General features: G+C 73.5%; 3 protein-coding genes and 1 pseudogene. All 4 read left to right on the top strand.

Annotated elements, in window-relative coordinates; translation table 11 throughout:
- A partial coding sequence (locus tag ACFU99_RS31755; RefSeq protein WP_384398595.1) for a nitroreductase family protein occupies positions 1 to 1,191 on the top strand: 1,191 nt, incomplete at its 5' end.
- Between the two features lie 1,798 nt (positions 1,192 to 2,989).
- Positions 2,990 to 3,901: a lantibiotic dehydratase gene (locus ACFU99_RS31750; RefSeq protein ID WP_384398593.1), complete on the top strand. Its 912-nt coding sequence runs from the start codon at positions 2,990 to 2,992 to the stop codon at positions 3,899 to 3,901.
- Positions 3,894 to 4,964 (top strand): lantibiotic dehydratase C-terminal domain-containing protein, encoded by a 1,071-nt coding sequence (locus tag ACFU99_RS31745; RefSeq protein ID WP_384398591.1) that lies wholly within the window; start codon positions 3,894 to 3,896, stop codon positions 4,962 to 4,964. The genes ACFU99_RS31750 and ACFU99_RS31745 overlap by 8 nt, the downstream gene beginning before the upstream one ends.
- A 3-nt stretch (positions 4,965 to 4,967) precedes the next feature.
- A pseudogene (locus ACFU99_RS31740) lies at positions 4,968 to 5,356 on the top strand (hypothetical protein); the annotation flags it as partial.

Below are 5,356 nucleotides of genomic sequence, written 5' to 3'. Positions count from 1 at the left end.
CCGCACCACGCGCTCGTACGGCTGCGGGACGGCGACCACCGACGGCTGCTGACCAGGGCGACGGGCACCGAGGACGACGGAAAAGCCGCTCCGGAAGCCGTGTTCGTGCTCTCCGCGCTGTTCAACAAGGTCGCGTACATCTACCGCGAGTACGCCTACCGGCTGTGCACCCAGGAGACCGGGCTGCTCGCCGGGAACCTCGACCTGGTCGCGCGGTCCATGGGGCTACGGGCGCAGGTGCACCACCAGTTCCTCGACGAGCCGGTGCACAAGCTGCTCGGGCTCGACGGCGACGAGGAGCCGGCCATGCTGGTCCTGCCGCTCCACACGACCGGTGCCGGCATGCGGCGGCAACCGGTGGCGGAGACGGCCGCCGCGCTGGCCGCCGCCCTCGAACCGATCGATCCGCCCGTGGTGCGCAGCGGGCTGGCGGTCGCGCGGGCCTGCCCGACGATGACGGAGGTCAACCGCGCGTCCCGGCGCACGGACACCGCCGCCTTCGCCACGGCCGTACCGCTCACGCCCGCCGGGTCCGGGGCCGAGCCGCTGCCCCTGCCCGAGGCCGAGGTCCCGGAGGCGAACCTCGCGGCCGTGCTGCGGGCCCGCGACTCCGGCCCCGGCATCTTCCGTCCGGTCGCCTCGCAGGTCGACGGCGTCGAGCTGTGGACGCGGCTCGCCCGTATCCGTACGGGCGTGACCAGCGATGTCGTCCCGGCCGGTGCGCACGTCCCGCTGGAGGTCTATCTGACGGTCGGCGACCTCGTCGGGATTCCGCCGGGCGCCTACCGGCTCGAACCGGACACCGGCGCGCTCCACCCGGTGGCCGGAAAAGGCGAAGGCGCCGACGCCATCACCGCCATCGAGCGCGTCACCATCCCCGGCCCCGTCTTCCGGGACATGAACGCCGTCGTCCATCTCGTCGGCGACCGCGACTGGGCGTTCGACACCTTCGGCGACCGCGGCTACCGCGTGCTGAACCAGGAGGCCGGGCTGCTCGCGCACCGCGTGTGCGTCGCGGCGGCGGCGCTGGGCCTGTCCGGCCGGGTCGTCAACGCGTACCACGCGGACGGGGTACGGGCGGCCCTCGGACTCACCGAGCAGCGCCACACCCCCGTCTTCCAGATCCTGCTGGCCAGGACCGGTCCCGGCGGCCGGGTGATCGTTCCTGTCGAACCCGAGGCGGTGGACTGATGGACAGCCTGCGAGAAGAGCACGAGGTCCGTTCGGACTCGGAGCGCTACCGGCTCGGCCCGGCCGCCGTGGTGCGCCTCGCCGGAAGCCCGGTCGCCGCGCTGGACGGCCTGCGCTGCGCGCGGAGCTGGCACACCGCCGGGGAACTGGTGCGGCTGCGCGCCGAGATCGACGGCGCGAAGGGCGAGCTGTCGGACCTGCTGCACGCGGCGATCGGCGCCGCGGGCGACGGGGAGCGCAAGGCGCGGCTCGTCGCGGTGCGCAGGGCCGTGCACCGGGGCCGCCGCGTCGACCCCGCGCGCCTGGCCGACCTCCCCGACGACCTCGTGCCTCCGGTACGGGAGTGGCTGGCGCGGCTCTCCGAACGCGACGGTCTGCTGGCGGCGCTGGAGGAGCAGCTCCCGGAAGACCAGGCCGCGAGCTACGAGGCGCTGCGCGCGGCGGCGGGCCTGCCCGCGTTCCAACTGGGCCTCGTGCACGCCAACCCGGACATGTTCCTGGCCCTGCGCAAGTGGTCCGACACCGGGCGCGCCCCGCAGCGCCAGAGCGTGCTGCGGCTCGCGCAGTACCTCGCCCGCTCGGCGGCGAAGACCAGCCCGTACTCCACGTTCACCAGCAGCGGCCTGGCCACCTGGAGCCGGTCCGACGACATCGTGGGGCGCGCGGCGCGGCCGGCCGAGGCGGGACGGTTCGCCGCGGCGACCGCCACCGAGGTCAGCATCGGTTCGCTGCACCGGATCGCGCGCGCCGTCTACGAACGCCCGGAGATCGTCGGCGCCTGCCGCGTCCGGATGAACCCGAGCGCCACGGTCGCCGACGACGTGCTGGTGTTCCTGGGCCGCCGCCCCGTCGAGCACGTGCACAGCCTCGCCCTCACCCCGACCCTGCGCCGGGTGCTGGAACTGGTCACGCACGGCGGCACGCTGGGCGAGCTGCGGGACCGGCTGCTGCCGCGGGCATCCGACGGGCGGCAGGTCGACGCGTTCCTGCGCCGCCTGGTGACGCTGGGCGTGCTGGAGCTCGTACCGCCGCTCGCCGACCAGGCCCCGGACCCGGTGGCCGATCTGCGCGCCTGGCTGCGGGGGCTCGAACAGCCCGGCCTGGCGCACCTCGACCGGACCCTGCACGGGGTCCACGAGGCGCTCGCGAGCTATCCGACGATCGCGGCGCCCGGCGACCGGGTCCCGGTGCGCGACGCCGTGATCCGCGGTCTGGACACGGCGCTGCGCGAGGTCGGCGACCACGCGCACCTGGACAGCCCGAAGCTGACGCAGGAGTTCGGCCGGTACAGCTTCTACGAGAACGCGGTGCACCCCGGCACGGCGGCCGTCCTGGACCGCGCGCGCTGGCGGCCGCTGCTGGACGACCTGGACGCGGTACGGACGCTGCTCGGCCTGATCGGGCCCGACCTGCCGTTCAAGCTCGCGCTCGGCTCGCTGTTCCGGAGCCGGTACGCGGCCGGGGCCGAGGTTCCGCTGGTGGTGTTCTACCGGGACGTGCTCGCCGAGCAGTCGGCCGCCGGGGCGTCGGGCCCGGCCGCGGACGGGTCGGCCCCGGCGCTCAGCCGGTTCGCGGGCGCGGACAGCCCCGTCGAGGCCGTGCGGGAGCTGCACCGGCTGCGCGCGGCGGGCAAGCGGCTGCTGGGCGGGCGGGCGCCCGACGCGGACGGCGTGGTGCGCGTCGGCCCCGAGGACGTACGGGCGCTGGCCGCGGGCTGGCCGGCGTGGGTCCGTACGCCGACGTCCGTGGCCGTGTACTGCCAGCTCGCCGACGCCGCGCGCGGTGCGGGCGAGGCTGAGTGCGGTGGGCCGGAACTCGTGGTCAACAACATCAACTGCGGGTTCGGGCGCGGCCGCAACCGGGTCCGGCAGATCCTCGACGGGCTCGACCTGCACGGCGGGGCTTGGCCGCGGGCCGCGACGACGTGCTGTTCGCCGAGTTCGAGGCCGTGGCCCGGTCCGCCGTCAACGTCCGCAAGCCCGGCGTCCGCCTCGCCGTCGACTACCCCGGCGTGCGCAGCGTCCGCGAGAGCGACGACCTGCTGCCGGTCAACGACCTGTACGTGCGGTGCGGCGAGGACGGGCTGCCCATGCTCGTGTCGCGACGGCTCGGCAAGCAGATCTGCCCGGTGCACCCGGGCCTCGGCGACCGGCTGCTGCCGCCCGCCGCGCGGTTCATGGTCGAGGCGTTCGGCGAGTCCAACACCTGGTTCGGCGCGCACACCGAGCTTCGGATGGACTCGGATCCGCGCGCGGACAGCGGCATACGCCATCTGCCCCGGCTGATGGTCGGCAAGGTCGTGCTGCGCCGCGCGATGTGGCTGACCCGCGCGGACCGGCTGCCCCGGCGCGCGGACGCCGCGACCGACGCGGCCTGGCTGCTGAAGATCGCCGGCTGGCTGGCCGAACACGGCATCCCCGAGCGGTGCTTCGTCACGGTCCTCGACCCGGCGACGCTGGGCCAGGGGAGCCAAGGGAGCCAAGCCGGTGCCGGTCCGGGCGAGAACGGGCGGGGGCCGAACAACGGCGTCAAGCCCAACTATGTGGATTTCGCGAGCATGCTGCTGCTGCTCGGTCTGGAACGTCGGCTCACCGAGCCGAATGCGATGGTGCAGATCAGCGAGATGGTGCCGGATCCCGGCCAGGTCCGCGGCGAGCGCGTCGCCGAGTACATCGTGGAACTCAACGAGCCTGGAGTCAGATATGTCTGAGCACCATGAGCACCATGAGCACCATGAGCACCATGTGCGCTGTGAGCGCCATGAGCCCTGTGAGCACCATGAGTGTTATGAGCGCCGCTGGGTCAGCGCCCACCTCTTCTACCACGGCGATCAGGACGCCCTGACCGTCGGAGCCGTCAAGCCCGCCGTCGAGCGGCTGCGCGCGGCCGGGCACGCCGACGGCTTCTTCTTCCTCCGCTACTGGGAGGGCGGCCCGCACCTCCGGCTGCGCGTCCTCACCGGGCCCGAGCACGTCGACGAGGTCCGTACGGCCATCGAGGAGACGGCCGCGGAGTTCTACCGCGCGTCGCCGTCCCGGACCTCGATGACCGAGCAGGACTACGCCGAGTCCGCGCCCGCGCTCGCCGCGGTGGAGCGCATGGCCGACTACGACACCGTGCTGCACCCGGACAACTCGGTCGAGTTCATCGACTACGTGCCGGAGACGGCGGTGTTCGGCACGGGCCGGGCGCTGGAGGCGGTCGAGCGGCAGCTCATGGCGGCGAGCGCGCTGGCCCTCGAACTGATCGTCCGCGGCCGCACGCCGGGTCAGCGCGCCATGGACGCGTACGCCATGCTGTGCGGCAACCGCACGCTGTTCACCGGCATCCTGCCCGAACTCGCCTACCAGACGCGGTTCATGGTGGAGAGCGGGAGCACGGCGGCGAAGCTGCTGGGGTCGGAGGAGTTCGAGCGGCACTTCGAGGCCAACAAGGCGCAGTTGCGCGCCGGTCTGGAGTCGGTGTGGGCGTCGACGCGGGGCGTGGCGCTGCCGGAGGCGTCCGTGGCGAGCCGCTGGCTCACGACCGTACGGGACCTCAATGACACCCTCGTCGAACTGGAGCTGCTGGGGAAGCTGGACGCCGAACTGGACTCCTATCCCGTCTTCGACGCCCCGGCCGATGTGCTGGAGCACATCAACCACCTGGTGCCGCAGCTGATCGTGGAGCGGTGCGCGCATCTGATGTGCAACCGGCTCGGGATCGGCCTGGCCCAGGAGACCCACCTGCGGCTGCTGCTGACCAGGACCGCGTTCGACCTGTGCGCAGTGTGACCCGTGAGCGATGAGGCGACGCGCTACCAGGACGAAGTCCACACCCCGACCGAGGTGGCGAACCCGCAGGCGTACCCGCCCCGGCTCGTCAAGAGCTACCCCGGCGCGGACCGGCACCCCCTGCCCTGGCCCCCGGAGAAGTCCGGGCACCGGCTCGGCCGGCTCCTCGCCGACCTCGGCGGCATCACCCGCTCGCAGTGGCTGACGCCGCTGGACATGCTGCCGTTCACCGACAGCTTCGAGGCCATCCCGGATGACGATCCGCTCCAGTGGCTGGTGACCCGGCGGCCGACGCCGTCCGGGGGCGCCCGCTACAGCGCCGAGTGGTACGTGATCGCCGGGCCCGACTCCGACGTGCCCATCGGCGTCCACTACTACGACCCGGCCCGGCA

The sequence above is a fragment of the Streptomyces sp. NPDC057654 genome, from assembly GCF_042800135.1.
Taxonomy (GTDB): Bacteria; Actinomycetota; Actinomycetes; order Streptomycetales; family Streptomycetaceae; genus Streptomyces.
The sequence above is the reverse complement of the archived record's forward strand: the minus strand, read 5'-3'. Positions and strand labels throughout refer to the sequence as shown.